Origin of the sequence: Microbacterium oryzae (assembly GCF_030406385.1) — a bacterium.
GTDB classification, from domain to species: Bacteria; Actinomycetota; Actinomycetes; order Actinomycetales; family Microbacteriaceae; genus Microbacterium; species Microbacterium oryzae_A.
Map to the genome: position 1 here is coordinate 47,158 of NZ_JAUEPM010000004.1, position 25,995 is coordinate 73,152.

The 25,995-nt window shown below is 72.4% G+C and carries 20 protein-coding genes and 1 riboswitch; of the genes, 3 read left to right on the forward strand and 17 right to left on the reverse strand.

Annotation, left to right across the window (positions count from 1 at the left end; translation table 11 throughout):
* Positions 1 to 31 precede the first annotated feature (31 nt).
* From QWJ90_RS07815 to QWJ90_RS07875, 13 genes are all read right to left on the reverse strand, one after another.
* A complete protein-coding gene (locus QWJ90_RS07815) occupies positions 32 to 2,095 on the reverse strand; it encodes a hydantoinase B/oxoprolinase family protein (protein ID WP_290107137.1) in 2,064 nt (687 codons plus the stop codon).
* On the reverse strand, positions 2,089 to 4,212 hold the full coding sequence (locus QWJ90_RS07820) for a hydantoinase/oxoprolinase family protein (protein ID WP_290107138.1): 2,124 nt from the start codon (positions 4,210 to 4,212) through the stop codon (positions 2,089 to 2,091). Before QWJ90_RS07820 ends, QWJ90_RS07815 begins: the two co-directional genes overlap by 7 nt.
* Positions 4,212 to 5,027: an ABC transporter permease gene (locus QWJ90_RS07825; RefSeq protein WP_290107140.1), complete on the reverse strand. Its 816-nt coding sequence runs from the start codon at positions 5,025 to 5,027 to the stop codon at positions 4,212 to 4,214. The genes QWJ90_RS07820 and QWJ90_RS07825 overlap by 1 nt, the downstream gene beginning before the upstream one ends.
* Positions 5,020 to 5,916 (reverse strand): ABC transporter permease, encoded by an 897-nt coding sequence (locus tag QWJ90_RS07830; protein WP_290107141.1) that lies wholly within the window; start codon positions 5,914 to 5,916, stop codon positions 5,020 to 5,022. The genes QWJ90_RS07825 and QWJ90_RS07830 overlap by 8 nt, the downstream gene beginning before the upstream one ends.
* On the reverse strand, positions 5,917 to 6,960 hold the full coding sequence (locus QWJ90_RS07835; RefSeq protein ID WP_290107142.1) for an ABC transporter ATP-binding protein: 1,044 nt from the start codon (positions 6,958 to 6,960) through the stop codon (positions 5,917 to 5,919). It abuts the gene before it with no gap.
* On the reverse strand, positions 6,960 to 8,072 hold the full coding sequence (locus QWJ90_RS07840) for an ABC transporter substrate-binding protein (protein ID WP_290107143.1): 1,113 nt from the start codon (positions 8,070 to 8,072) through the stop codon (positions 6,960 to 6,962). Before QWJ90_RS07840 ends, QWJ90_RS07835 begins: the two co-directional genes overlap by 1 nt.
* 26 nt (positions 8,073 to 8,098) lie before the next feature.
* Positions 8,099 to 9,526 (reverse strand): amidase, encoded by a 1,428-nt coding sequence (locus QWJ90_RS07845; protein WP_290107144.1) that lies wholly within the window; start codon positions 9,524 to 9,526, stop codon positions 8,099 to 8,101.
* Between the two features lie 85 nt (positions 9,527 to 9,611).
* Positions 9,612 to 10,862: a 23S rRNA (adenine(2503)-C(2))-methyltransferase RlmN gene (gene rlmN / locus QWJ90_RS07850; protein ID WP_290107145.1), complete on the reverse strand. Its 1,251-nt coding sequence runs from the start codon at positions 10,860 to 10,862 to the stop codon at positions 9,612 to 9,614.
* Positions 10,863 to 10,908: 46 nt separating this feature from the next.
* Positions 10,909 to 11,748 carry an SDR family oxidoreductase gene (locus tag QWJ90_RS07855; RefSeq protein WP_290107146.1) on the reverse strand — a complete coding sequence of 280 codons (840 nt, stop codon included), beginning with the start codon at positions 11,746 to 11,748 and terminating at the stop codon, positions 10,909 to 10,911.
* A 29-nt stretch (positions 11,749 to 11,777) separates the two neighbouring features.
* Positions 11,778 to 12,776, reverse strand: coding sequence for an aldo/keto reductase (locus QWJ90_RS07860; RefSeq protein WP_290107338.1), 999 nt, complete (start codon positions 12,774 to 12,776; stop codon positions 11,778 to 11,780).
* 48 nt (positions 12,777 to 12,824) lie between these two features.
* Complete coding sequence (locus QWJ90_RS07865) at positions 12,825 to 13,610, reverse strand: energy-coupling factor transporter transmembrane component T family protein (protein ID WP_290107147.1); 786 nt, start codon at positions 13,608 to 13,610, stop codon at positions 12,825 to 12,827.
* Complete coding sequence (locus tag QWJ90_RS07870) at positions 13,607 to 15,079, reverse strand: ABC transporter ATP-binding protein (protein ID WP_290107148.1); 1,473 nt, start codon at positions 15,077 to 15,079, stop codon at positions 13,607 to 13,609. Before QWJ90_RS07870 ends, QWJ90_RS07865 begins: the two co-directional genes overlap by 4 nt.
* Positions 15,076 to 15,720, reverse strand: a complete 645-nt coding sequence (locus QWJ90_RS07875) for an ECF transporter S component (RefSeq protein ID WP_290107149.1) — start codon at positions 15,718 to 15,720, stop codon at positions 15,076 to 15,078. The genes QWJ90_RS07870 and QWJ90_RS07875 overlap by 4 nt, the downstream gene beginning before the upstream one ends.
* Positions 15,712 to 15,822: riboswitch (TPP riboswitch) on the reverse strand. (Overlaps the previous gene by 9 nt.)
* Positions 15,823 to 15,888: 66 nt before the next feature.
* Here QWJ90_RS07875 and QWJ90_RS07880 point away from each other — a divergent pair.
* The gene (locus tag QWJ90_RS07880) at positions 15,889 to 17,271 is read left to right on the forward strand and encodes a D-alanyl-D-alanine carboxypeptidase family protein (RefSeq protein WP_290107150.1); all 1,383 of its coding nucleotides are present in this window, start codon (positions 15,889 to 15,891) and stop codon (positions 17,269 to 17,271) included.
* A gap of 213 nt (positions 17,272 to 17,484) precedes the next feature.
* Here the strand turns inward: QWJ90_RS07880 and QWJ90_RS07885 are convergent, their stop codons facing one another.
* Positions 17,485 to 20,940 (reverse strand): bifunctional proline dehydrogenase/L-glutamate gamma-semialdehyde dehydrogenase, encoded by a 3,456-nt coding sequence (locus QWJ90_RS07885; protein ID WP_290107151.1) that lies wholly within the window; start codon positions 20,938 to 20,940, stop codon positions 17,485 to 17,487.
* 99 nt (positions 20,941 to 21,039) lie between these two features.
* On the opposite strand from QWJ90_RS07885, the gene QWJ90_RS07890 reads away from it, so the two are divergent.
* Together QWJ90_RS07890 and QWJ90_RS07895 are read left to right on the forward strand one after the other, a co-directional pair.
* Positions 21,040 to 21,927 carry a LysR family transcriptional regulator gene (locus tag QWJ90_RS07890; RefSeq protein WP_354670424.1) on the forward strand — a complete coding sequence of 296 codons (888 nt, stop codon included), beginning with the start codon at positions 21,040 to 21,042 and terminating at the stop codon, positions 21,925 to 21,927.
* Positions 21,928 to 22,025: 98 nt separating this feature from the next.
* Positions 22,026 to 23,015, forward strand: a complete 990-nt coding sequence (locus QWJ90_RS07895; RefSeq protein ID WP_290107341.1) for a nuclease-related domain-containing protein — start codon at positions 22,026 to 22,028, stop codon at positions 23,013 to 23,015.
* On the opposite strand, the gene QWJ90_RS07900 is transcribed toward QWJ90_RS07895, so the two are convergent.
* The 3 genes from QWJ90_RS07900 to QWJ90_RS07910 all read right to left on the reverse strand — a co-directional run bounded on the left by QWJ90_RS07900 (position 23,000) and on the right by QWJ90_RS07910 (position 25,884).
* Entirely contained in the window at positions 23,000 to 23,905 is a 906-nt protein-coding gene (locus QWJ90_RS07900; protein ID WP_290107152.1) for an aminotransferase class IV, read from the reverse strand. The two genes, QWJ90_RS07895 and QWJ90_RS07900, sit on opposite strands and share 16 nt — an antisense overlap.
* Positions 23,906 to 23,914: 9 nt before the next feature.
* Positions 23,915 to 24,568: a M23 family metallopeptidase gene (locus tag QWJ90_RS07905; protein WP_290107153.1), complete on the reverse strand. Its 654-nt coding sequence runs from the start codon at positions 24,566 to 24,568 to the stop codon at positions 23,915 to 23,917.
* A 125-nt stretch (positions 24,569 to 24,693) separates the two neighbouring features.
* Positions 24,694 to 25,884, reverse strand: a complete 1,191-nt coding sequence (locus QWJ90_RS07910) for an HNH endonuclease signature motif containing protein (protein WP_290107154.1) — start codon at positions 25,882 to 25,884, stop codon at positions 24,694 to 24,696.
* Between the last annotated feature and the right edge of the window lie 111 nt (positions 25,885 to 25,995).

A 25,995-nucleotide genomic window follows, 5' to 3' on the forward strand; every position in this document is an offset into this window, starting at 1 on the left:
GACGGCACCGCGGCCCGTCACGAGGAAACGCTTACTGAACGGCGTCGACGAGCTCACGGAACCGCGCGGCCGCGCGGGCGAGCGCGGCGTCGTCGGCGTCGGCCACGGGGAAGCCGTCGGGGAGGGCCGCGAGCACCTCCGCGACGAGAGCGCGCCGCCGGGGCGAGCGCACCGCTGCGGGCAGCACCTGCAGCCGCTCCTGCAGCAGGTCGGTCACCGCGGGCGGGAAGGCCGCATCCCACCGGTCGCGTTCCGCGCCGAGGCTGTGCCCCTCGGGGCGGATGGCCGGGGCCCGGACTCCCTGCGAGCGCCGTTCCCCGGTCGCCTCCTCGTCCACCTCGCCGTCGACCAGCACGACGCCGTACGCGTCGCGCGCGTGCTCGGCCGTGATGAAGCCGGCCTCGACGTCGTCGCGCACGGCGGCGGGGTCGCGCTCGAGCGGGTCGCCGTAGCCACCCGCCCCCGCGGTGCGCAGCACGACGCGGTCGCCCGCCCGCAGCGGGTGGACGTCGACGATGGAGAGGCGCTCCTCGCGAGGCGTGCCCTCGTTGACCACGAGCTCGGTGGCCGCGCCGGGCGATCCGCCGGCGAAGCCCCAGGGGCGGAAGCGCAGTCGCTCGAGCCCGCGAGCGAGCAGCGCGCCGTCGGCGAGCGCCTCGAACTCGAGCTCGAGGCCCGAGCCGCCGCGCCAGCGGCCGGCGCCGCCGGAGTCGGGGCGGGTCGCGTAGCGCAGGACCCGCACCGACACGTCGGACTCCACGATCTCCACGCTGTTGTTGGACAGGTTCGAGATGCCGGAGTCGCGGCCGTCGGCGCCGTCCGAGCCCTTGCGAGCGCCGGTGCCGCCGACCATGGGCTGCACGACGTCGATGCGCGAGCCGTCGCGAGCGGCGAACACCACGGGGACGACGAGGCCGCTCGACGCCGCGGGCAGCACCTCCGGCGCCGCCTGGATGAGGGCACCGGAGACGACGTCGTTGACGCGCGACGTCGTCGCGTGGCGCACACCCGTCGCTGCCGAGCCGACCGCGTTGAGCAGCGTGCCCTCCGGCGCCTGGAAGCCGATGGCCTCCATGAGGCCGCCGCCGAGCGGGATCGTCGGATCCAGCGTGCCGATGAGGGCGAACAGGCGGGTGACCACCCAGGAGTGCGCCTCGCCGAACGTCACCATGTTGAGAGCCGCCTCCACCTGCGGGTCGGTGCCCGTGAGGTCGAGGTGCACATGCCCATCCGCCACGGTCGCCGTGACGACGATGCGCAGCGGCGTCTGACCGACCCCGTCGTTGTCGAGGTAGTCCTCGAAGCGATAGGTGCCGTCCTGCAGAGTGCGGAGCGCCGCCCGCGCACGTGCGGCGCTCTGCGCCCTCGCGAACGCGCCGACCTCGGCGAACCCGTCGGATCCGAGCTCGCCCGAGAGCTCGGCGATGCGGCGGCGCCCCGTCGTGAGCGCCGCGAGCATGGCGTGGAGGTCGCCGCGGTTGGCCTCCGCGGTGCGCGAGTTGGCGGCCAGGATCGCCTCCACCTCCGGAACGATCGCCCCGGCTCGGACGTACCGCAGCGGCGGGATCCGCAGCCCCTCCGCGAAGATCGAGTCGTTCACGACGCTCACCGACGACGGCACGCGGCCGCCGACATCCGACACGTGGACGAACGCCCACCCGTAGCCGATGAGCTCGTCGCCCTCGAAGTACGGGGCGATGGCGTGGATGTCGGGCAGGTGGGTCGACAGGCCGTGCGAGAGATACGGGTCGTTCGTCAGCAGGACGTCGCCGGGACGCAGCGGCTCGTCGGCTGTCGCGGTCTCGATCGTGCGGCGGAGGTCGAGACCCAGGAATCCGGAGACGCCGACGTGCTGCGGGTAGGCGATGAACCGCCCGGAGAGGTCGGCCACCGCGCACGCGAAATCAGCCGCATCGCGCACGTAGAGACTGCGGCTCGCACGCTGCAGCGTGAGGCACATCTCCTCGACGGTCGCCTGCAGCCGCGTGTGGGCGACGTCCTTCTCGACGGTGTTCATTCCGCCGGTGTTCATTCCGGCAGCGCTCGTTGCGGCGGCGCTCGTTCCGTCGGCGCTCGTTCCGTCGGTGCTCAGCATGCGTCCTCCTTGGTGCTCCGCTCGAGGCGGATGCTCCCGGCTTCGCCGGCCGCGGCCATCCAGCCCGCCGGCACCAGCACGGTGGTATCGGGTCTCTCGATGACGGCCGGCCCCGCGATCCGGCCGCGCTCGCCCTCGGCGACCAGCTCGTAGACGTCGGCCTCACGCGAGGTGCCGTCGTAGCGGATGGCCCGCGTCGCGATCGCGCGGAGGGCGCCGCCGCCGGTTCCCTGCTGCACGTCACCCATCCGCACTGTCGCGCTCACGCGGACGGTGCTCGTGAGCACGCGGGCCGCGCGGTCAGCGAACCCGTACACCTGCTCGTGGCGGTCCGAGAAGCGGGCGGCGACGCCTGCCGCATCGACGGTCGGGGCGAATCCGCTGTCGCCGACCTCGGCGAGCGGGATCTCCAGCGTCGTCGGCTGACCGGCGTAGTGCAGGTCGGCGGTGAAGAGGAGCTCGGCGTCGGCGTCCTGCTGCTCGCGGCGGAGCCACGCGCGCGCTTCGTCGCGCAACTCGGCGCAGGCCTGCTCCAGGTCGGCCCTCGTCGCCTCACCGACCTCCACGCGCAGCGTGCGCGCCCAGTCCCGGCGGATGGGGGCGATGGCAGCGCCCAGCGCGCAGAACGTGCCCGCCGCGGCCGGGATGAGCACGGTGCCGATTCCCACCTCCGCTGCGAGGAGTGCGGCGTGGGTGCCGCCGGCGCCGCCGAACGCGACGAGGCTGTACCGCTCGGGGATCTCGCCGCGAGCGGCGAGGACCCGCCGCAGGCGTGCGGCCATCCCCGCGGAGGCGATCTTCAGTGCGGCCTCGACGACGCCGTCGGCCCCGCCGACGGCTTCAGTGCCGTCAGCCGAGCGGCCCGCCGCGGCATCGAGGTCGAGGGCGACGGCGGCGAGCGCGGCGGTCGCGAGCTCAGGGCGCAGCGGGAAGGTGCCGCCGAGGAAGTGCGCGGGGTCGATGACGCCGGCGTGGACGTAGGCGTCGGTGAGGGCCGCGGCCTCGCCGCCCTCGCCGTAGCTCGCCGGGCCGGGGACGGCGCCGACGCTCTCGGGGCCCACGCGCAGCACGGGCTCGGCCGCGCCGCGGTCGCCCCAGATCACCGATCCGCCGCCGGCGCCGATCGCGGAGACCTCCACCACCGGCATGATGAGCGGGTGCGGGCCGACGGTCGCGGCGGTCGTGAGCACGGGCTCGCCGCCGTGGAGCACGCCGATGTCGCTGCTCGTGCCGCCCATGTCGAAGGTGACGAGGTTCCGGTCCGACCACATGGCGGCCGCGGCGGAGACGCCCGACGCGGGCCCGGAGAGCACGGTCTGGATGGGCTGAGCGACCGCGGCATCGATGGAGACGGAGCCGCCGTTCGAGGTGCTGATATAGAGCGGGGCCGTCACCGCGAGTGCCTCGAGTCGCCGCTGCAGCGACGTGAAGTACCGGGTCATCAGCGGCGTGATCTGCGCGTCGAGCAGGGCGAGCGTCACGCGCTCGTACTCACCGGCCTGCGGCCACAGGGCGGCGGCGGAGCGCACCGGGATGTCCAGCAGCTCGCCGAGGCGCCGCGCCACCTCGATCTCGTCGGCGCGGGCCGCGTATCCGCCGATGAGGCTCACGACGACGACCTCCGCCCGCGCGTGGGCGAGCCGCTCCGCGAGCGCCATGATGTCGGCGTCAGCGCCGGGGGCGGCGCCGCCGGCGGAGTCGAACCGCCGGTCGAGTTCGAACACCCGCGAGCGAGGGATGATCGGCGCGGCCGGGAGGGCGTGGAGGTCGAAGCTGCGCGGCATGCGCGCGCGGGCGATCTGCAGCACGTCGCGGTGACCGCTGCTCGTGACGAGCGCCGCGCGGGCGACCCGCCCCTGCAGGATCGCGTTGAGGCCGATCGTGGTGCCGTGCGTGATCGCAGCGACCTCGTCCGCGTCGATGCCGAGCGCGAGCAGTTCGCGCAGCCCGCGCTCCACCCCCTCGGAGGGGTCGTGCGGCGTGCTGGCGACTTTGTGCGTGACCGCCTCGTCCAGGTGCCACGCTGTCCCGTCCCCGGGAACGGCGACCAGGTCGGTGAACGTGCCGCCGACGTCGATGCCGATCCGCCAGGTGCGACCGGAATGGAGTTCTGCCATCAGAGGAACCTCGAGATGTGGATGGTGCGGTCGAGCACGGCGATCGTGATGACGCTCAGCAGCAGCAGGAGCGTCGACACGGCGGCGACCGTGGGCTCCAGCTGCACCTGGACCGCGGAGTAGATGCGCACGGGCACCGTCGTCGTGTTCGAGCCGGCGACGAAGACCGAGACGGCGACCTCGCCCAGGGAGATGACCGCCGCGAGGAACGCGCCGGCCACGATGCCCGGCCGCATCAGCGGCACCGTCACGGTGAGGAAGGCGCGGATCCGCGAGGCGCCGAGCACGCGAGCGGCATGGACGAGACGACGGTCGAGCGACGCCGCGCTCACCGCGGCGACCCGCACGCAGAAGGGGAAGGTGACCACGAGGTGGGCGATCCAGATGCTGAGCAGCGTCCCCCGTGCCCCGGTCGTCTGGAACTGGTAGAGCAGCGCGAGGCCGATCATGATGCCCGGGACCGCGAGCGGCGACAGGAACAGGACAGCGAGCGCGCGCTGCCCGGGGAAGCGCCCCGCGCCGATCGCGTAGCCGCCGAGCGTGCCCAGCACCACGACGACGGGTGCGACGAGCACCGCGAGGCCGAGTGAGGTTCCGAGCGACGTGAGCCACTCACGGGAGGAGAACACCTCGACGTACCAGCGGGCGGACAGGCCCGACGGCGGGAAGCGGAAGTTGCTGGCGGTGTTGAGCGAGCTGACCGCGACGACGACGAGCGGCAGGAGCAGGAAGGCGCAGACGAGCACGACGGGGGCGAGCGCGAGGGCGCGGCGCCACCACGGAGCGCGGACGGATGCCGGGGCGTGCTCAGGCATGGCTCCTCCTTCCCGCGAGGCGGCCGGGTTCGGCGAGGCGGCCGAGGCCGCCCAGCAGCCCGCACACGACGAGCGTGACGACGAGGAGGACGAAGCTCAGCGCGGCCGCCGCCGGCTGGTCGAAGGTCGTCATCGCCTCGGTCTGGATGCGCAGGCCCGCGAGCGACTGATTCGCGCCGCCGACGAGCATGGGCGTGACGTAGACGCCCATCGACAGGGAGAAGACGATGACGAGCGCCGCGACGATGCCGGGGGCCGACAGCGGCACGACGACCGAGAAGAAGGTGCGCACGCGCGAGGCGCCGAGGACCGCCGACGCCCGCAGCATGTCGTTGTCGATCGCCCCGAGCGACGCCGACAGCGCGATGACGGCGAAGGGAAGCATGACGTGCACCACCGCGATGAAGACGGTCCACGGCGAGCGCAGCAGCGACAGCTGCTCGTCGATGATGCCGAGCGCCTGCAGCACGACGTTGACGGGACCCTCCCCGCCCATCACCACGCGCCATCCGAACGACCGGACGACCTCGCTGGTGAGGAGCGGCGAGAGCGTGATGATGAAGACGATGCTCTTCCCCACGCGCGAGGTCGAGCGCGCGAGGTACCAGGCCATCGGGAACGCCAGCACCAGGCACGTCACGCTGACGCGCACCGCCAGCCAGAGGCTCTCGACGACCGAGCCCCACAGGTAGCCGGTGGTGAACACCTCGACGTACTGGTCGAGCGCGAAGCCGGGCAGCGGGTTGTTGAGGTCGTCAGTGGGGCGCAGACTCAGCAGGAGCAGGCCGACCAGGGGCACGAGGAACGCCACCACGACGAAGGCCGTGGGGACGATCGCGGCGACGAGTCCGGGGTGCCGGTCGGCGGCGCGAGAGCGACGCGCGGCCATTCAGCGCCCGCCGATCACGATCGGCTCGTCGTCGTCCCAGTCCACGCCCACCGCGGCGCCCGGGGCGATCCGGTGCTGCGCGTCGGGCGGCGAGGCCAGCAGCTCGGTGCCGTCCGCGGTGCGGACACGGTACTCGTAGCGCTCGCCGGCGAAGCCGACCGAGAGGACCTCTGCGGGCACGCGTCCCGTCCCCGCCGCCACCAGACGCAGGTGCTCGGGACGCAGGGCCACCGCGTCGGCTTCCGCTGTCGCGCCGATCATCGGGGCGCCGAGCACGGTGCCGTCGACGACGGGGACGACGTTCGCCGCGCCCACGAAGTCGGCGGCGAAGCGCGTGCGCGGCGAGCGGTACAGCTCCTCCGGCGTACCCAGCTGCTCGAGCCCTCCCTGCGCGAGGAGCACCACGCGATCCGACAGCGCGAGGGCCTCGGCCTGGTCGTGGGTGACGAACACGGTGGTGGTGCCCACCTCGCGCTGCAACTCGCGCAGCTCGTGCCGCATCTGCCGACGGAGCTTGGCGTCGAGGTTCGACAGCGGCTCATCGAGGAGCAGCACCTTGGGGCGCGTAACGAGGGCGCGCGCGATCGCCACGCGCTGCTGCTGACCTCCCGACAGCTGCTTGGGGGCGCGGTCGGCGAACTCCTCGAGGTCGACCAGTCGCAGCGCGTCGCGCACCCGCTCGTTGCGCTCATCGCGCGGCAGCCGGCGGATGCGCAGGCCGTACTCGAGGTTCCGCCGAACCGTCATATGCGGGAAGAGGGCGTAGCTCTGGAAGACCAGGCCCGTCTCCCGATGGTTCGGGGCGAGGCGCGTGACGTCGCGTCCGTCGATCCGGATGGCTCCCTCGTCGACCGAGACGAAGCCGGCGAGGGCGCCGAGCAGGGTCGACTTCCCACATCCGGAGGGGCCGAGGACGGAGAGGAACTCCCCCGCCTCGATGGTCAGCTCGTCGAGCTGAAGGACGGGGCGCCCTCCGTACCCGACGCTCAGCCCCTCGATCTCGACCCTGCCCCGGCCATCCGCTCGCTGTTCGCCCGCCATCATCACTCGAAGATCTGCTGCCAGCGGGCCTGCAGGTCGCCGAGCTGAGGGGAGAGCGTGGCGTAGTCGATCCACACGAAGTCGTCATACGCACCCTCGCCGTGCGCGATCTGCTCGGCGAACTGGTCGGGATAGACGTTCTCGTCGTTCGACGCCGCGTACCAGGTGCCCTCGGAGAAGGTGGGCTGGTAGTCGCTCGACGCGATGTAGTTGAGGAACTCGTAGGCGAGGTCCTCCTGGGCGGTGCCCTCCGCGACGAACAGCGAGGTGAGCGCTCCGACCGACCCCGACTCGGGGTAGGAGTAGCCGATCGGCTCGCCCGCGTTCGCCTGGACGAAGGCACGGCCGTCCCAGTGCGCGGCGATCCACGCGTCGCCGTTGGACAGCGCGCTCTCGACGCTCGTGCCATCGGCGGGGAACGCGGACGCGCAGTCGGCGATGCCCTCGAGCTGGGTGAAGGCCTCGTCGACGTCGTCGGGGTTGGAGATGCTCCCGCCGTTCTCGTTGATGAGCCCGGCGAGGAACTCCACGCCCGTGTTGAAGGTCAGCGGCGAGATCGCCACGTGGCCGCAGTACGCGGGGTCGAGGAGATCGGACCAGTCGGTGGGCGGGGTCTCGACCTGGTCCGTGCGGTACGCGATGCCGGTCGCGCCGACGGTGAGCGGCACGCCGTACTGCGTGTCGTCGACGTTGCTCTGCGCGACGAGCGTGTCGTTGAGCTGGTCGAACGACTCGATGCGGTCGGTGTCGAGCGGCGCGACGACCTTCGAGGCGACGGCGTTGGGAACGACGTTCGGCGTGAAGGCGACGACGTCGAACGCGGGCTCGCCGCCCTGGCTCGAGCGCAGCGACGTGAGCCAGTCGGCGGGTCCGCCGGGGACGACCTCGACGGTCGCGCCGGTTTCCTCCTCGAAGGGCTGGATGAACGCCTTGTCGAACGACTCGCCCCACGATCCGGCGTAGACGGCGACGGTCAGGGTCTCGCCGCTGCCGTCGGCTGCGCCCTCGCCATCGGCTCCGCCGGTGCCTCCCGTGCAGGACGCCAGCAGGCCGACGACGGTGATCGATGCCGCCGCGAGGACGCCGCGGCGGAGCGGTGCGGATGTTCGGGTCATGATGCTCGCAATCGAGGTGGTGGGGATCAGGAGAAGACAGCGGGCCGACGGCGGTCCCACCGGTGGCGACGTTCGAGGGCGCGGCCCACACGGAGGAGCAGGGCCTCCGACCGCTGCGGGCCGACGATCTGCGTGCCGAGGGGCAGGCCGTCCGCGTCGAGGTGCGCGGGCACCGTGAGGGCGGGCAGGCCCAGCATGCTGGGAACCGTCGTGAAGGCCAACGTCTGCTCGTACACCGCGCATTCCCGCGACGGGGCGTTCTCCGTCAGCTCGGCCAGCACGACGCCGATCTCCGGCACGCGCGTCGCGGTCGTCGGCGTCAGGACGAGGTCGACCTCGCCGAGCAGGTGCTCGGTCGCACGGCGGGCGAGCGCGCGCATCGCGATGGCTTCGCGCACGTAGTCGGCCGCGCTCAGACCGTCTGCCTGCGCCATGACGCGTCGGATGTAGGGCTGGAGCCGCTCGGGATGCGCGAGCGGGGTCTGCTGCAGCCACGCGGGGATGATCGTCCGCGGGTAGATGTCCATGAGCTCGGCCCCGTCGACCGGTGCGGAGACCGCCACGACCACGTGCCCGAGGGCGCGCAGGGTGTCCGCGACGTCCGCCGTCGCGGCGGCCGCCTCGGCGTCGACGGGGATCCGCGGGTCGAAGGCCTCGGTCAGGAGGCCGATGCGCAGCGGCGCGGGCTCCTCCTCGAGGCGGGTGAGGGCGTCGACGGGGCGCGCGTCGGCCGGCGCCCATCCGAAGCGATCGGGAGCGCTCAGGGCCTGCAGCATCAGGGCGGTGTCGCGGATGGTCCGGGTCACGACGCCCTCGGTGGAGCCGCCCTCCCAGCCCTGCACGCGCTGAGGGAGCACACCGCGACCCGGCTTCAGCCCGACCAGACCGCAGAACGCGGCAGGGACGCGGAGGGAGCCGCCGCCGTCGCTCGCGATCGCGGCGGGGACGATGCCGGCCGCGACGGCCGCCGCGGACCCGCCGCTCGAGCCGCCAGGCGACCGGCCGAGGCGCCAGGGATTCTGCGTGATGCCGTAGCGCGGACTCTCGCACGACGTCGTCATGGCGAGCTCGGGGACGGCAGAGCGCCCGAGCTGCACGCAGCCGGCGGCGAATGCGGCGGCCGGCAGGAGATCGGTGGTCTCAGCGGGAGCGTCGCTCACCGCGTTCGACCCGCGCGTCCAGGGCTGGCCCTCGACGGCGAACGTGTCCTTCACGGTGACGGGGATGCCCGCGAGCGCGGGCAGTGGTTCCCCGGACTCGCGGCGCCGGTCGAGTTCCGCCGCGGCGCGGAGGGTCGCCGAGTCGTCGCGCCAGACCAGCGAGCGGATGGTCGGGTCGACGGCATCCGCCCGGGCGATCGCCTGCTCGGCCAGCTCGCGTGCGGTCGCCCGTCCGGTGCGGACAGCCAGCACGGACTCCTCCGCCGAGAGCGGTGCGAAGGACGTGGCGGACACCTCGTGATCGTATCGCGGCGCATGGACACGGCTCTCGGGAGCCGCAACATTCCGACTCCCCCGGCCCACGGCCATCCGGCCTGCGTCAGCTCGCGGCGGCTGCTTCCGCCGCGTCGTCCTCGGTGGCCACGAGCTGCCCGCAGGCCCCGTCGATCTCCTTGCCGCGGGTGTCGCGGATGGTCGTGGGGATGCCCGCGTCGTTGAGGCGGCGGACGAACTCCAGCTGCGCCGAGCGCTCCGACGCGTCCCACACCGAGCCCGGGGTCGGATTCAGCGGGATGGGGTTCACGTGCACCCACCCGCGGCCGCGGGCGTTGAGCTTGTCGGCGAGGAGGTCCGCACGCCACGGGTGGTCGTTCATGTCGCGGATGAGCGCGTACTCGATCGAGACGCGGCGGCCGGTCGCGTCGAAGTACGCGCGCGCGGCGTCGAGCGCCTCGTCGACCTTCCAGCGCGAGTTCACCGGGATGAGCTCGTCGCGCAGCTCGTCGTCTGGCGCGTGCAGCGACAGCGCGAAGGTGACGGGGATGTCCTCGGCTGCGAGCTTGCGGATGGCCGGGACGAGTCCGACGGTCGACACCGTGATGCCGCGCGCGCTCATGCCGAGGCCGTCCTTCTTGTCGACCATGACGCGCACGGCCTGCATGACGCGGTTGTAGTTGGCGAGGGGCTCGCCCATCCCCATGAAGACGATGTTGGAGACGCGCTCGGCGCTGTGGTCGTCGGACTTCTTGCCGCCGAGCTCGCCCGACGCGATGACCCGGTTGGCGCGCACGATCTGGTCGACGATCTCCGCGGCGGACATGTTGCGCGTGAGGCCGGCCTGGCCCGTCGCGCAGAAGGGGCAGTTCATGCCGCAGCCGGCCTGCGACGAGACGCAGAGCGTGATGCGGCCCGGGTAGCGCATGAGCACCGACTCGACGAGCGCGCCGTCGTGCAGGCGCCACAGGAACTTGATCGTGTCGCCGCCGTCGGTCTGCAGGCGACGCACCTCGGTCAGGAGCGGCGGGAGCATCCCGGCGACGAGCTCCTCGCGGCTCTCGGCCGGGAGATCCGTCATGTCGGCGGGGTCGCTCGTGTGGTGCGTGAAGTAGTGCTTGGCGAGCTGCTTGGCGCGGAAGCCGGGCAGGCCGAGCTCCTTCACCTTCGCCACGCGCTCCTGCGCAGTGAGGTCGGCGAGGTGCACAGGCGGCTTGCCGCGCTTCGGGCTCGCGAACTGCAGCAGCGGACGCCCGGTGTCGTCCTTCTGCTGCTGCCATCCCTCGGTGCGCGGACGCACCTGGCGCACGCCGGTGCTCTTCGGGCGTGTCGTCGTGATGTCGGGGCGCTCGCTCATGATCTCCAGGGTACGGGTCGGCCCTGCGAAGGTGCTGGTGCCGGCGCTAGAGGAACACGTCGGGGATGAGGTCCTCGTCGGGCGTTCCGGGAACCGCGGCGTAGCGCGCGAGATCGGTCACCCCCGCGTCCGCGAGGACGTCCTCCACGAGGAGCGTCTGTCCCGAGCAGCCGCGCGCGGGCTGGCTGAGCACGAGGTGCGCGGCGTCCGCGTAGATCTCGGGCGTGCGGCTGCGCGCCATCATCGCGTCGCCGCCGATGACGTTCTGCACCGCGGCCGTGGCGATGAGGGTCTTCGGCCACAGCGCGTTCGCGGCGATGCCGGCGTCGGCGAACTCGGCCGCGAGACCGAGCGTCGCCATCGTCATCCCGAACTTCGCCAGACTGTATCCGGGGTGCGCGCCGAGCCACCGCGGAGTCGTGTTGAGCGGCGGGGACAGCGACAGGATGTGCGGGTTCGCGCTCTCGCGCAGCGCGGGGATGGCCGCGCGGCTGAGCATGAAGGTGCCGCGGACGTTCACGTCCTGCATGAGGTCGTACTTCTTCGCCGGAAGATCCCCCGACCGCGACAGGTCGATCACGCTGGCGTTGTTGACGATCGCGTCGATGCCGCCGAAGGCCCCGACGGTCTCCCGCACCGCGCGCGCGATGGACTCGTCGTCGCGCACGTCTCCCACGATCGGCAGCGCCCGCCCGCCGGCGGCGCGGATGGCCTCCGCCGCAGTGTGCACCGTGCCCTCCAGTCGCGGATGGGGATGGTCGGTCTTGGCCAGCAGCGCAACGTTGGCGCCGTCGCGCGCGGCGCGCAGCGCGATGGCCAGGCCGACGCCGCGGCTGCCGCCCGACATGAGGATCGTCCGCCCCGCGAGGGAACCGTCGTGGATCATCCGCTCTCCTTCGAGCCGCACCCGGTGCGTCACCAGCGGGGGTGGATCGCCTCTCGCAGCCGCGCGTCGTAGATGCGGCGGACGCCGGACTCGAACGCGTCGCCGAGCGGCGGGATGGCGCCCGCCGCGGCGTTGCCCTGCGCCTGCGTGACCGAACGCGCCCCGGGGATGACCGTGCTGATCCCCGGCTGCTGCCACAGCCACGCGATGGCCGCCTGCGCGGGCGTCACGCCCTCCGGCGCGTGCTCGCGGACGAGGGCGGCGAACTCCTGCGCGGCGGCGACGCCGGTCGCGAAGTCCACGCCCGAGAACGTCTCGCCGACATCGAACGCCTCGCCCGCCCGGTTGAACGTGCGGTGGTCGTCGGCCGCGAACGTCGTCGACTCGTCGTAGCGGCCCGACAGCAGTCCCGACGCCAGCGGCACGCGCGCGATCACGCCGACGCCGGCTTCCCGCGCGGCGGGGAGGACCTCGTCGAGCGGCTTCAGCCGGAACGCGTTGACGATGATCTGCACGGTGGCGACATTCGGCCGGGCGATGGCCGTGAGGGCCTCGTCGACCGTCTCGACGCTCACGCCGTAGTTCGCCACGGCGCCGGACTCGACGAGCGCGTCGAGGGCATCGAACACGGCGTCGGATGAGTAGACCGCGGTCGGCGGGCAGTGGAGCTGCACGAGGTCGAGCGTGTCGACGCCGAGGTTCCGTCGCGAGCGGTCGGTCCAGGCGCGAAAGTTCTCGGCCGTGTAGTTCTCCGGCTCCTGCGCGAGCCGGCGGCCCATCTTCGTCGCGACGGTCACCTCGCCGCGGAGACCGCGCTCGTCGAGGAAGTGGCCGATGATCTGCTCGCTGCGGCCGTCGCCGTACACGTCGGCCGTGTCGAAGAGGGTGACGCCGCCGTCGACCGCGGCAGCCAGCACGCCGAGCGCGTCCGCCTCCGACACGTCGCCCCAGTCCGCGCCGAGCTGCCACGTGCCGAGCCCCACGACGGAGACCTCGCGCCCCGTCCGTCCGAGAGTGCTGTGCTGCATCATGCGCCTTTCGTCATTGGTCGCGCCGCTCTCGATCATGCCACCGGTTCAGAGCTCGAGGACGAAGGTCCACGTTCCCATCGCGACGGCTGCGGCGACCGAGACCGCCGCGATCACGACGAAGAGCAGCACGAGCAGCCCGTCCCGCAGATGCAGGCGCGACGGCCGCGCCCACGTGCGCGCGCCGGGAGCCCCGAAGCCGCGGGCCTCCATCGCCGTCGCGAGTTTGGACCCGCGGCGGATCGCCAGCACGAACAGCGCGAACGTCTGCCCCGCCAAGCGCCGCAGCCGCCCGGTGTCGGCGACGCCGCGTGCACGCCGCGCGAGCCCGAGCTCGCGCCAGTCCTCGACGAGGAGTCCGACGAGCCGCAGTCCCGCGAGCGCCCCGAGGACGAACCGCGCCGGCACCCGCAGGATCTGCGCGAGCGCGTCGGCGAGATCGGTCGGGTCGGTGGTCGCGAAGAGCACCACGGACGGCACCACGATCGCCAGCACGCGCAGCAGGATGGCCAGGGCCAGGCTGAGGGACCCGTCGCTGATGCGCAGGAGACCCCACTCCAGGTACGTCGTGCCGCTCTGGCGTCCGTACAGGGCCGTCGCGATGCAGGCGATGAGCGCCGATGCCGCGATCGGCCACAGCCGCAGCCACAGGTCGCGCGCCGGCAGGCGGGCGAACGGCAGCAGCACGAGCGTCAGCGCGAGCGAGACCCCGGCGGACACGGGATCGATGGACAGCAGCAGCGCGATCCCGAGGACGAGCGCGGCGGCGAGCTTGGCGAGCGCGTTCACGCTCCCCAGTGGCGAATCGTGCACGTCGAGCACGACGAGGCTCATGACGCGCCCGCCAGGGGCACGGCACCGAGCGCGAGGACGTCGTCGGCGAGGGCCGCGACGAGCGGATGGTCGTGGGTCACGACGACGAGTCCGGTCCCGCCCGCGCGGACGTCGTCGAGGAGAGCGGCGAGCTCCCGCCAAGTGCGCGCGTCCTGCCCGTACGTGGGCTCGTCGAGGACGAGGACGCGCGGCCGCGTCATGAGCGAGGCGGCAACGGTGAGGCGGCGCTTCTCGCCTCCCGAGAGGGTGAACGGGTTGACGTCGGCGAGAGCGGTCAGCCGCAGTCGCTCGAGCAGCTCGTCGACCGCGCGCGCGACTGCGGCGGGATCGGCCTTCAGCGCCCGCGGGCCGACCTGGAGCTCCGCACGCACGGACGCCGTGAGGAGCTGGTGCTCGGGCGACTGGAACAGCATCCCGATGCGGGTGAGCAGCTGCCGGGACGACCACCGGTGCGGGGCGGCGTGCGCGGACCCGGCGAGCTCCGAGGTGGCGGTCAGCGTTCCGTCGACGGGCGGCAGGAGACCGGCGAGCGTGGCGGCGAGCGTCGACTTGCCGGCGCCGTTCGGCCCGACGACGGCGAGAGCGCGCCCGGAGGAGACGACCGCATCGATCTCCGCGGCGACCGCGAGCGGCTCGCGCGCTCCGAACGCGCGGCGGCCGACCGCGAGGGAACGGGCGTGGAGCAGCACGGTTCCCTCCTCGCGCGGGGCGGTGCGCGGCACGTCGGGGACGACGCCGGGCACCCAGACGCCCGCCGTCGTCAGCTCGCGCTCGTGCCGGGCGAAGACGTCGACGGGGCGTCCGTCGGCGAGCAGTCCGCCGTCGGGTGCGAGCACGATCACGCGATCGACGTGGTCGGCCCACAGCTCCACGCGGTGCTCGACGACGACGAGGGTCGCGCCGGTCTGCGCCGCGGCCGCCACCACCGCGTCGCGCACGTCGAGGGCGCCGGCGGGGTCGAGGTTCGCCGTCGGCTCGTCGAGCAGCAGCAGCTGCGGCGCCATGGCGAGCGCACCGGCGAGCGCGAGGCGCTGCTTCTGGCCACCCGAGAGGGCCGATGTGGAGTGGTCGAGCGGCAGGTGGAGACCGACCGACGCGAGCGCCCGCGGCACCCGTCGCCAGATCTCGTCACGCGGGACGCCGAGGTTCTCGCACGCGAAGGCGACGTCGTCGCCGACGCGGGCGAGCACCACCTGGGCGTCGGGGTCCTGCAGCACGAGTCCGGCGCGACCGCGGGCATCCGCCGGCCGGACGCCGTCGACGAGCAGCTCGCCGGCGGCGACGCCGTCCTCCTCGTCGCCGAGCACCCCGGCCAGTCCCCGCAGCAGTGTGGACTTGCCCGATCCGCTCGCGCCGAGGAGCAGCACCCGCTCCCCCGGCTGGATGACGAGGTCGACGCCGGACACGGCCCAGCGGCTGCGGCCGGCATGACGCCAGCCCCAGCCGCGCGCGTCGACGCGGGCCGTCACGCTGCTCCGGTCGCCCCGCGCCTTGCCGTCCGCAGCTCGCGGCCCGAGGCGAACCGGTCGAGCGCCCCGGTCGCCGCGAGCGCGCGGGTGATGAGGAACGACAGCAGACCGGCGATCACGATGCCGGAGACGACCGCCGCGACGAAGTAGATCGTGCGGGCCTCGAACGCGTAGGCGGCGACCGACGAGAAGTTCGTATCGAGGATGCCGACGGCGACGCCGGCGAGGGCGCCGGAGAGGAGCGCTCCCGTGATGCGCCAGCTCGAGTAGGCGAGGATCGCGAACCCGAGCTCGGCACCCAGCCCCTCGACGATGCCCCAGATGAGAGTGGTGAAGCCCCACTGGGTGCCGACGAGCATGGACACGACGGCCGCCACGACCTCGGCGTAGAGAGCGGCACCCGGCTTGCGGATGACGAGACCTCCGAGGACGCCGGCGAACAGCCATCCGCCCGACAGGAGGCCCGACAGACCGGGCGTGAACGACAGCAGGCTGTCGAGGGCGGGCCAGGCCTGGCCCCACAGCCAGAACACGACGCCGGACGCGACGCCGATGACGCTCGCGACGACGATGTCGACCACGCGCCACGAGTAGCGGCGCCGTACGGCAGGTGTCTGGGTTCCGGAAACGGACGCGGACATTCGTTCTCCTTCCTTCGCCGGCATGACCCGGATCAGGTTCGACGGTCGACGCGCGGCTCGCGTCCTCTCAGTCCGGCTCGGCGGACTCCCGTGTGATGTGCGGCCGATTCTAGTCGCATGCGCTCGTGCGCGCCGCATCGTCGGAGCGCGAACCGGTAGCGTAGGCAGGTGCCCTCCGACGACACCCCGGCCCGCGAGCCCGCCGCCGAAGCGACGCTGCTCACGGCCCTGGGATGGGTGGACCCCGAGACGGTGGCCGCGATGCCGGCGGCCGGCCCGCTCAGCACGAGCCGTCTCGTTCCCGTCGAGCCCTCGCTGCTTCCGCCGCGACCGCGTCGCCGCGTGTGGCTGGGTCCCGCCGCGACCGCCGGCGCGCTCGCCCTCGCGTACGTCGCGGGCTGCGGCCTCTGGCCGCTGACGGAGGCCGCGCCGACGATCTCCGACCTCACCGTCGAGACGCCGATCGGCGAGGAGTTCCCCGTCACCTGGCCGGCGGATGGCAGCGCGGCGCTCGCCGCCGTCGGCGGGCCGGGCGGTCCGATCTCGTCGAACGACGAGGTGCTCCCCATGGCCAGCATCACCAAGGTGATCACGGTGCTCATGATCATCGAGCGCGCGCAGCTCGAGCCGGGCGAGGATGGCCCGTCGTACGCGTTCACGCAGGCCGACAGCGACGAGTACTGGACATACCTCTACGCGCAGGAGTCGTCCCTCGACGTGCCGGTCGACGGCACGCTGACCCTGCACCAGATGCTGCAGGGTGTGCTCCTCGGCTCAGCCAACAACTACACCGACCGGCTCGTCGACGAGATGTGGGGCACGCAGGAGGCCTGGCTCGTCGACGCGCGGGTGTGGCTCGACGAGCACGACCTGACCGGCATCACGGTGACCGATCCCAGCGGCATCGACCCCGGGAACGTCGCCGACACGCGCTCCCTCATCTCGCTCGCCGACATCGCGATGCAGAATCCGGTGCTCGCGTCGATCGTCGCGGAGAAGTCGGTGACGCTGCCCGGGGCGGGGGTCGTCGTCAACTCGAACCCCCTCATCAACGACGCGGGCGTGGTGGGGCTGAAGACCGGTTCCCTCTGGTCGACGGGCACGCCGTACTGGAACCTCCTGGCCGTGAAGGACGTCACGATCGGCCAGACGACCGTCACCCTGTACTCCGCGGTGATCGGCCAGCCCGATGAGGAGAGCCGCGAGAGCGTGAGCCGCAGCCTCCTCGAGCAGCTGGAGGAGGGCATCCAGCTCACCACCGCGGTGGCCCCCGACGTGCCCGTCGCGCATGTGCGCACCCCGTGGGGCGCGCAGAGCACGATCGTCACCGCCGACGAGGCCGAGGTCATCTCCTGGCAGGGGGTCGCGCCCGCCACCGACCCGGACTACGACGTCGAGGTCGGCGCTGACGCCGGGGACGTGGTCGGCACGCTCGCCGTTCAGGGCGGGCTGGACGACACGTCCGTCGACCTCACGCTCACCGACGACGTCCCGGCGCCTTCGTTCTGGTGGCGCCTGACGCACCCGCTCACCCTGCTCGGCCTGGACTGAGCGGGTCCGCGCGCGGACATCCATGTCTCACTCCCGGCGGGTATGACCGGACCCATCCCACAGGAAGTGAGACACGGCAGGTGCCCATGTCTCACTCCGTGCGGGTATCCCTGCGGGTATCCCGCAGGGAGTGAGACACGGTGCGTACCCATGTCTCACTCCGTGCGGGTATCCCTGCGGCTATCCCGCAGGGAGTGAGACACGGGCCACCGCTCAGGCGTCGGCGAGACCCGGGATCGCGTAGCGGCGCTCGTTGCCGAAGCGGTGCGCGGTGACCGACACGGCCTGCTCGTGCAGGAACGGCAGCATCTCCACGCGCCCCGCGGAGGTCACCGGACCGCCGTAGACCGCGACGTTCGGGGCGCCGTCGGTCGCGGCGATGACCTCGTCGAGCGGCGCCCCGACCAGGCGGACGCGTCCGCCGGTGCGAGCGAGGTCGCGCGCCCGCGTCGCCCAGGCGTCCGCGTCCTCGAAGGCGATCTCGACGCCCTCGGCGCCCAGCCAGGAGGCGACGGACGCGGGCAGCGCCACCGGTGTGCTGACGACGATGGCGGCACCGGCGCGGAGGCCGGCCGCCACGACGCGCACGAGCTCGACGACCGGGCGGTCCTCGAACCGCACCGTCACGGGAACCGGCGCGTAGCGGAGCACGTTCTGCTCGAGTCGCAGGCCCTGCACGTCACGCGCGACGCCGAACTCGTCGGCGAACGCGGCGATGTCGGCCGCGAGTGCCGACCCCAGCCAGCCCCGGCCATCCGCCTCGCCGAGGGCCGACATCGCACGACGAGCGGCGCCGTCCGTCTCACCCTGTGCACGGACGGGAGCGTCGGACCAGCTGCCCAGTCCGAAGAGGTAGCTCGGGCCGCCGGCCTTCGTGCCCGCGCCGACCGACGACTTCTTCCAGCCGCCGAACGGCTGTCGCTGCACGATGGCGCCGGTCGTGCCGCGGTTGACATAGGCATTGCCGACGTCGATGCGCTCGAGCCAGCGGGCGATCTCCGCCTCGTCGAGGGCGTGCAGCCCCGAGGTGAGGCCGTAGTCGACGGCGCGGACGATGTCGATCGCCTCGTCGAGCGTCTCCGCGGTCATGATGCCGAGCACGGGGCCGAAGTACTCCGTGAGGTGGAATTCGCTCCCGGGCTGCACGCCCTCGCGGATTCCGGGCGTCCACATCCGGCCCTCGTCGTCGAGCTTGCGCGGCTGCCGCACCCAGCGCTGGCCGGGTTCGAGCTCCGTGAGCGCGCGCTGCAGCTTGCCCTCCGCGGGGCCGATGAGCGGGCCGATGCGCGATGTGGCCTCCCAGGGCATGCCGACGGCGTAGCCCTCGACGGCGTCGATGAGCTGGCGGCGGAAGCGCTCGCTGCGCGCGACGGATCCGACGAGCACGACGAGCGATGCGGCCGAGCACTTCTGACCGGCGTGACCGAACGCGGAGTAGGCGACGTCCTTCGCGGCGAGATCGAGATCTGCCGACGGCGTGACGATGACCGCGTTCTTGCCGCTCGTCTCGGCGAGGAGCGGCAGGTCGCGGCGGAACGAGCGGAAGAGCTCCGCCGTCTCGTACGCCCCGGTGAGGATGACCCGCTCCACGCTCTCGTGCGAGACGAGGCGGCGGCCGAGGTCGTCCTCCTCGACGCGCGCCAGGTGCAGCACGTCGCGCGGAACACCCGCCTCCCACAGCGCCTCGGCGAGCACGGCTCCGCAGCGCCGCGCCTGCGACGCGGGCTTGAGGATGACCGGCGACCCCGCGGCGAGCGCCGCGAGCGTGGAACCGGCGGGGATGGCCACGGGGAAGTTCCACGGCGGGGTCACGACGGTGAGGCGGGCGGGGTCGAACGTCGCGCCGTCGACGTCGGCGAGGTGCCGAGCGCTCTCCGCGTAGTAGTGCGCGAAGTCGATCGCCTCGGAGACCTCGGGGTCGCCCTGCTCGATGACCTTGCCGCACTCCGACCCCATGACCTCGAGAAGGTCGGCGCGGTGCGCCTCGAGCACGTCGCCCGCGCGATGCAGGATGGCCGCGCGTCCCTCCGGACCGAGGGCACGCCATCCCTCGCCCGCGGCGAGTGCCTCGGCGACCATCGCGTCGACCTCTTCGACGGTGCGGAGCGTGTGCTGCGCGAGGGTCTCCTGACCGAGCGCGGAGTGCTCCATGCGCGAGCGGATGGCCGTGGCCCACTTGCGGTTGCCCGCGATGCTCGGGTCGCTGTCGGGCGTGTTGCGGAACCCGTCTCGCAGCCCCTCGGGCTGCGGCTCGCGCCGATCCTGCACGCGGTTCGGGCGCGGCACCTCGTTCGGGATGAGGTCGATCGAGGTGAGGAAGCGCTCCTTCTCCCGATCGAACAGCGCGGGGTCGGCGTCGAGGTCGAATACCGCCGACATGAAGTTCTCGCGGCTCGCCCCCTCCTCCAGACGCCGGATGAGGTACGCGATCGCGACGTCGAACTCGCGCGGGTGCACGACGGGCGTGTAGAGGAGCAGCGAGCCGACGTCGCGGCGGACGACCGCGGCCTGCGCCGTGGCCATCCCCAGCAGCATCTCGAATTCGACACCACGGCCGTCCGCGATGCCGCGCCTCTTCGCGAGCAGCCAGGCGAGGGCGATGTCGAAGAGGTTGTGACCGGCGATGCCGAGACGGACGTTCGCGACGCGCTCGGGGTGCAGGGCGTAGTCGAGCACCGCCTTGTACGACGCGTCGGTGTGCTGCTTGCTCTGCCACGTCGCGAGCGGCCAACCGTGGGTCTCGGCGTCGACCTGCTCCATCGGGAGGTTCGCGCCCTTCACGACGCGCACCTTGATGGCGGCGCCGCCGCGCTGCACGCGCTCCTGCGCCCATTCCTGCAGGCGCATCATCGCGTCGAGTGCGTCGGGGAGATATGCCTGGAGGACGATGCCGGCCTCGAGGCCGAGGAACTCGGGGCGCTCGAGGAGCCGCATGAAGACCGCGAGCGTGAGGTCGAGGTCCTTGTACTCCTCCATGTCGAGGTTGATGAAGGTGCCGTTGGCCTTCGCTGTCTCGTACAGCGGCGCGAGGGCGTCGACCGCGTGGGTGACTGCCTCCTCGAACGCCCACGGGCTGTGCGGTGCGACCGTCGACGAGACCTTGATGGAGACGTAGTCCACGTCGTCGCGCTCGAGGAGACGACGGGTGCCGGAGAGGCGGCGGTCGGCCTCCCGCTGGCCGAGGATGGCCTCGCCGAGCAGGTTCACGTTGAGCTGCACGCCCTCGCCGCGAAGCTGGGCGAGCGTCTTCCCCAGCTTCTCGTCGCGCGCGTCGACGATGAGGTGCCGCACCATCTGGCGCAGCACCACGCGGCTCGCGGGCACGACGACGCCCGGCAGCACCGGCGCGAACGCGCCGCCCAGGCGGATGAGCCCGCGGAGCGGGGCGGGGAGGAAGCGCGGGATGAGCGGGACGAGGTTCGCGAGGTTCCGCGCGGCCACGCGCGTGTCCTCGGGGCGCACGACGCCGTCGACGAAGCCGACTGTGAAGGCGAGGCCGTTCGGGTCGCGGAGGACGCCGGCGAGATTCTTCGCCGAGGCGTCGACCTTCTCGTCCCGCGCGCCGGCAAGCCAGGTGCGCACCTGGGCGATCGCCTCCTCGGCGAGCTGCCGGTCGATGCCGGGCAGGGGTTCCGAGGTGGCGGCGGAAGAGGGGGCGACGGTGGTCATGACGAGGTCTTTCTCGAGGGGATCCACTCCAGTGTGCGCCCGCGGACCCCACGGGAAAAGAGCGTTTCCCCGCGCATGACTCTTCGATATCTTCGAAGGATGGTGGCACTGTGGAACGGGCGAGGTCTGCTGCTCCTTCACGAGCTGCGCATGCGGGGAACCATCGCGGCAGTCGCGGCCGCACTGAACTACAGCGCCTCGACGATCTCTCACCAGCTGAGGCAGTTGGAGCGCGAGGTCGGCGTCGACCTCCTCGCACCGGAAGGGCGCGGACTGCGGCTCACCTCCGCCGGCGAGGCGGTGGCGCGCCATGCCCAGCGGATGCTCGCCGCACAGGAGTCCCTGCACGGTGACCTCGCCACGCTCGCGCCGTCCGCGGCTCCTCTGCGGATCGCGGCCCTGCAGACCAGCGCGCGCACGCTCATCCCCCGCATGCTCGACGCGCTTCCCGGATACCGCGTCGAGGTGGTCGTCACGCCGCCCGAGCACGGACTGTTCGAGACGGAGGCGGGCGCCTTCGACCTGGCGATGGCTGAGCAGTACCCGGGCCATACGCGCCCGCATCGCGCGGGTCTCGACCGGGAGCTGCTCGGGCGCGACCAGATCCGCCTCGCGGTGGGGGCGGCGAGCGGCGTGCGCGCGCTCGCCGAGGCGCGGGACGCGGCCTGGGTGACGGAGCCCGAGGGCACGGCGGCCCGCGCGTGGACCGTGCAGCAGTGCCGCGCCGCGGGCTTCGAGCCCGACGTGCGCTACGAGGCGACCGACTTGTCCGCCCACCTGCGGCTCATCGCAGCAGGGCATGCGGTCGGACTCATCCCCGGCCTCGCGCTGGCGGCCGAGGAGGCGGAGCTGCGCCTGATCGATCTGCCCGGCGCGCCGCGGCGCGAGGTCTTCACCGCCACCCGTCTCTCCGCGCGGGCGCTGCCCGGCGTGCGGGCCGCACGTGCGGCACTGACGGACGCATTCGCCGCTCTTCCCGAGACGTGATCCGGGGCGCGGCGAAGATCTTTCACGACGCAGTCCACGATCTCCGGAACGCCGCCGCTCGGATGGCGGTCTGATGTGATGAGGTGGCTCGCGTGGATATGACGCAGTGGCTCTGGGTGGCGTGCGCGGTGGCGGCGGTGCTGCTCATCGCGGTGGTGGTGCTTCTGGTCGTGATGCGCCGCGACCGGAAGCGGACGGCGCAGCGCATCGACGAGATCGAGACGACGCACGCGACGGAGGTGGGCGAGCAGAACCGTGCGCATGAGGAGCAGGTCGCGAGCCTCGCGCAGAATCACGAGCGTCAGGTCGTCGCACTGTCGGACGAGCACGATCGCGAGGTCGAGCGCATGCGCTCGGAGGTGCGGAACTCGCAGGACGTCGCTCGCCGCGCGCGGGAGACCCTCGCGACCGGCCTCAAGTGGGAGGCGGCCTCGCGTCGTCTGATCCTGCGCGTCTGCGAGCAGCTGGGCCTGCGCGGGAGCCTCCTCACCAACGTCGTGTTCATGCCGGACGAGGGGACCCCGGCGAGCTTCGTGACGCAGGTGGACCACGTCCTGCTGCTCGACGGTGCACGCGTGGTGATCGAGAACAAGCGCTGGCAGGGGATCCTCTTCGACGGCATGCGGCCATCCGAGGTGCATCCTGACTTCGGGAAGCTCATCGACGAGACGAGCCTCGGGGAGCGCTTCGCCCTGCAGCTGCGCAGCGACCGCGAGGCGTCGTCGATCTCCATCCACCGACACGTCGGCGAGCGGTCGCCCGTGGTTCAGGTACGGCGGTACGCGCAGCAGCTGTCGCGCTTCGTGGAGGAGGAGATCTCCGAGCCGATCTGGTTCGACACCTGCGTGCTGTACTCGCACGAGACCGCCGAGGCGCACCTCAAGCACAAAGATCAGACGGCCGGCGGCGCGACGACGTGGGTCGTCGCGGGTGCGGCAGGGCTCGAGGAGTGCCTGCGCGTGTTCGCCGGGCGCCCTACAAGCGACGACATGCAGCGCGACAACGCCGCGGTGCTTCAGGCGCTCTCGTCGCTGGGTGCCGACGCGACGACCTTCGGGAGCGACCCGGCCCATCAGCCGGGAACGTGATCCCGCGTCCAGGCGTCGACGGGGTCTCGCTCGGTCTGCAGGAAGGCGTTGATCTCGTCGGTCCTGGCACGGTCGTGCGCGATCGGACGGCCGTCGACCGCCGTCACGGATTGGACGAACGAGCCGCCCATCATCCACACCTGGTCCGCTTGGAAGAGCCGGTCGGCGGCGACGTCGTCGTACGCGGTCTGCAGACCGTTCAGCGCGGCCCAGGCGAATACCTCGACCTGGGTGGTGCCGTGCAGGATGCCGATGCGCGGGTGCGGTGTCACCACGCGGTCTCCTTCGCGCAGCACGATCGATGACTGCGGGCCCTCCAGCAGGAACCCGTCGCGCGTGACGAAGACGGCGTTCTGCACGCCGCGTCGCTCGTACTCGCGCCGGGCGGCCATGTTGGGCGCGTAGGACAGTGTCTTCGCTCCGACGAGAAGCCAGGGTGCGCGCTGCGCGGAGTCGCGCATGAGCTCGCGCTCGAGCGTCGCGATCTCGACCTCGGGACTCTTCCGCGCGTAGGCGGTGTCGACGACCGCGAAGACGGTGGCCACCTGGTCGGCTCCGCCGCGGGTGACGATCACCTTGATATGGGCCTCGGTCGCTCCGCTGTGGCGGATGGCCGCGGCCGCGAACGCATGGAGGGCGCCGGTGTTCGGCAGGGGGAGCTCCAGTGCGGCCGCCGACTGCCGCAGCCGCCGCGCGTGCAGGTGCCAGGCGAGGGGGACGCCGCCCACGATGGTCGTCGCCTCGAAGACCCCGTCGCCGCGCATGAGTCCGGCGTCGAACACCGACACCGTCGCGTGCCCGGGGTCGACGGCCCGGATGTCGGGCTCCCCCTCGAAGGACTCGTCGAGCAGCTGATCTGCCCGACCGAAGTACACCGCGACGTCGCTCATGCGATCACGCTAGCGCGGTGACTCATCGCCGTCTTCGCCTTGCACGTCCTCGCCCTGCACCGTCTCGCCGTTGCGCGGGAGCGAGCCGCGGAACGTGATGGGCACGGCCTCCGCGACCTCGGCGTCGGGACCGGCCATCGCCTGGACGTGGACGTGCGGCTCCGTGCTGTTCCCCGAGTTGCCGCAGCGTGCCAGCACGTCACCGAGGGAGACGCGCTGCCCCGGCAGCGCGCGGACGCTGCCCTGCTGCAGGTGGCAGAGGGCGACGACGATTCCCCCGCTCTCGATCAGGACATGATTCCCGGCGAGCGCCAACCACCCTGCCGCTGCTCGCCGGGCCTGCGTCAGCGCATAGGCGATCGAGGGCACCCCTCGACGCGCCGCATGGTCAGGCTGGTCATCGAACGCGGACACGACCGTGCCGTCGAGCGGCGCCAGGATCGTGCGTCCGAACCCGGGAAACGAATCGGGCGGCTCGGGATGCAGCAGGGAGGCGATCGTGAAGGGCGCTGTCCGCCGGGCGCCGACGACCGGCACGAAGTCGATGGCGTGGGCCGTTGCGAATCTCCTCGTGCCATGACCGGGCACACGGTTCGCCGGGCTGTTCTGCACCAGCCACCGCCCTTCGAAGGGGAATGCCAGGTCGATGGCGACGCTGCTCATGCGGTTCCTTCCGACGACACGGGTGCGGTCCGCGGTCACGCTGTTCCCATCTTCGACCGCCCACTGTTCCGATCGAACCCTGTTCCGATCGACCCCTGTTCCGATCGACCCCGTGCCGGCCGAGGTCATATCCGCTGGCGGATCTTCGTGTGGAGTCGGGTGGTGGAGGTCGGGGCGGGCCGGTAGCGGTGGTGTCGGTCGATCCAGATCGGGGCGGCGATGTAGGGGGTGCCGTTTCGTATCTGGATGTCCCACCCGGAGTGTTCGAGGTGGTGGTGGTGCCACCAGCACAGCAGGACGCCGTTGTCGGTCCGGGTGGGGCCGCCTCGGGCGTGGTCCTGGACGTGGTGGATCTCGCACCACGCGGCGGGAATCGTGCACCCGGGGATGATGCACCCGCCATCGCGGGCAGCGATCGCCTTCCGCTGGGTGGCGGTGAAGGTGCGCTGCACGCTGGTGAGGGACAGGATCCTCCCGTTCGGGGCGTACACGGCGCGGAGGATGTCGCCGCTGCACCCGATCCGCCGAGCGACGGACGCCGGCACGGCCCGAGAGACCCCGTCGAGATGCGCGATGCCGTGCTTCGAGCGGTTGCCGACGGGTACGGGCGGCTCGTCGTCGGGTCGAGCGGACGCGAGGTCCTGCTGCGCGACGTGAACCATCACCGTGGGGACAGCGCCTCCGAGCGTGGGAGTCTCAGCCGCGCGAGACGCGGCCTGGATCATCGCGGTGAGGGCGTCATGGCGTTTCTGCCCAGCAGTGCGGGGGTCATGGACGATCTCCTCCGCCGCCCAGGGCGCATCGCCCTGATCCTCGGGTGGGATCCCGTCGAGGAATCCGCCATCGGCGTCGGGAGCGAAGGTGACGTTGCGGGCGGGATTGGTGTGTGCGGACAGCAGCATCTGCAGCAGGGCGCCCGTCTCGGGAACGAGCGTCCCGTTCACGCGGAAAGCCCCGCTGGGCAGTTCGGTGACCGTCAGCGTCCGAGCCTTCATCGTGTGCTCGTGGTCGAGGTCGGGATCGATGCCGTCGGCGGTGAGCACGTCCACCCACGCGTCCGCGTGCGCCTTCACCACGCTCCAGGGCACCACGCACCCGGTGTCGCCGCCCGATGCGGCGAGCGCCTCGGGTGGAGTGGCGTCGTCGAGGTCGGAGTCGATGGTTCCGGTGGCGATGCCGACGAGGTGGTGCTCCATCGCCTCCACCCGATCTCGCAGAGCGGCGGGCGTGGCTCGCCGGGCGGCCTCGAGGGCCTTCAGCAGCAGCCCGACGGGCTCCGCCCCGATGAGACCGGCCGCGAACGCCGCGCCGAGCACGGGGTACTCCGCGGGGAGCGGCAGCCCCGTCGCGCTCTCCCGCTCCCGAGTGCGCTCATCGACGCGCGCGCGGGTGGCGAGGGACTGCCCGGGAACACCGGTGACGCGTTC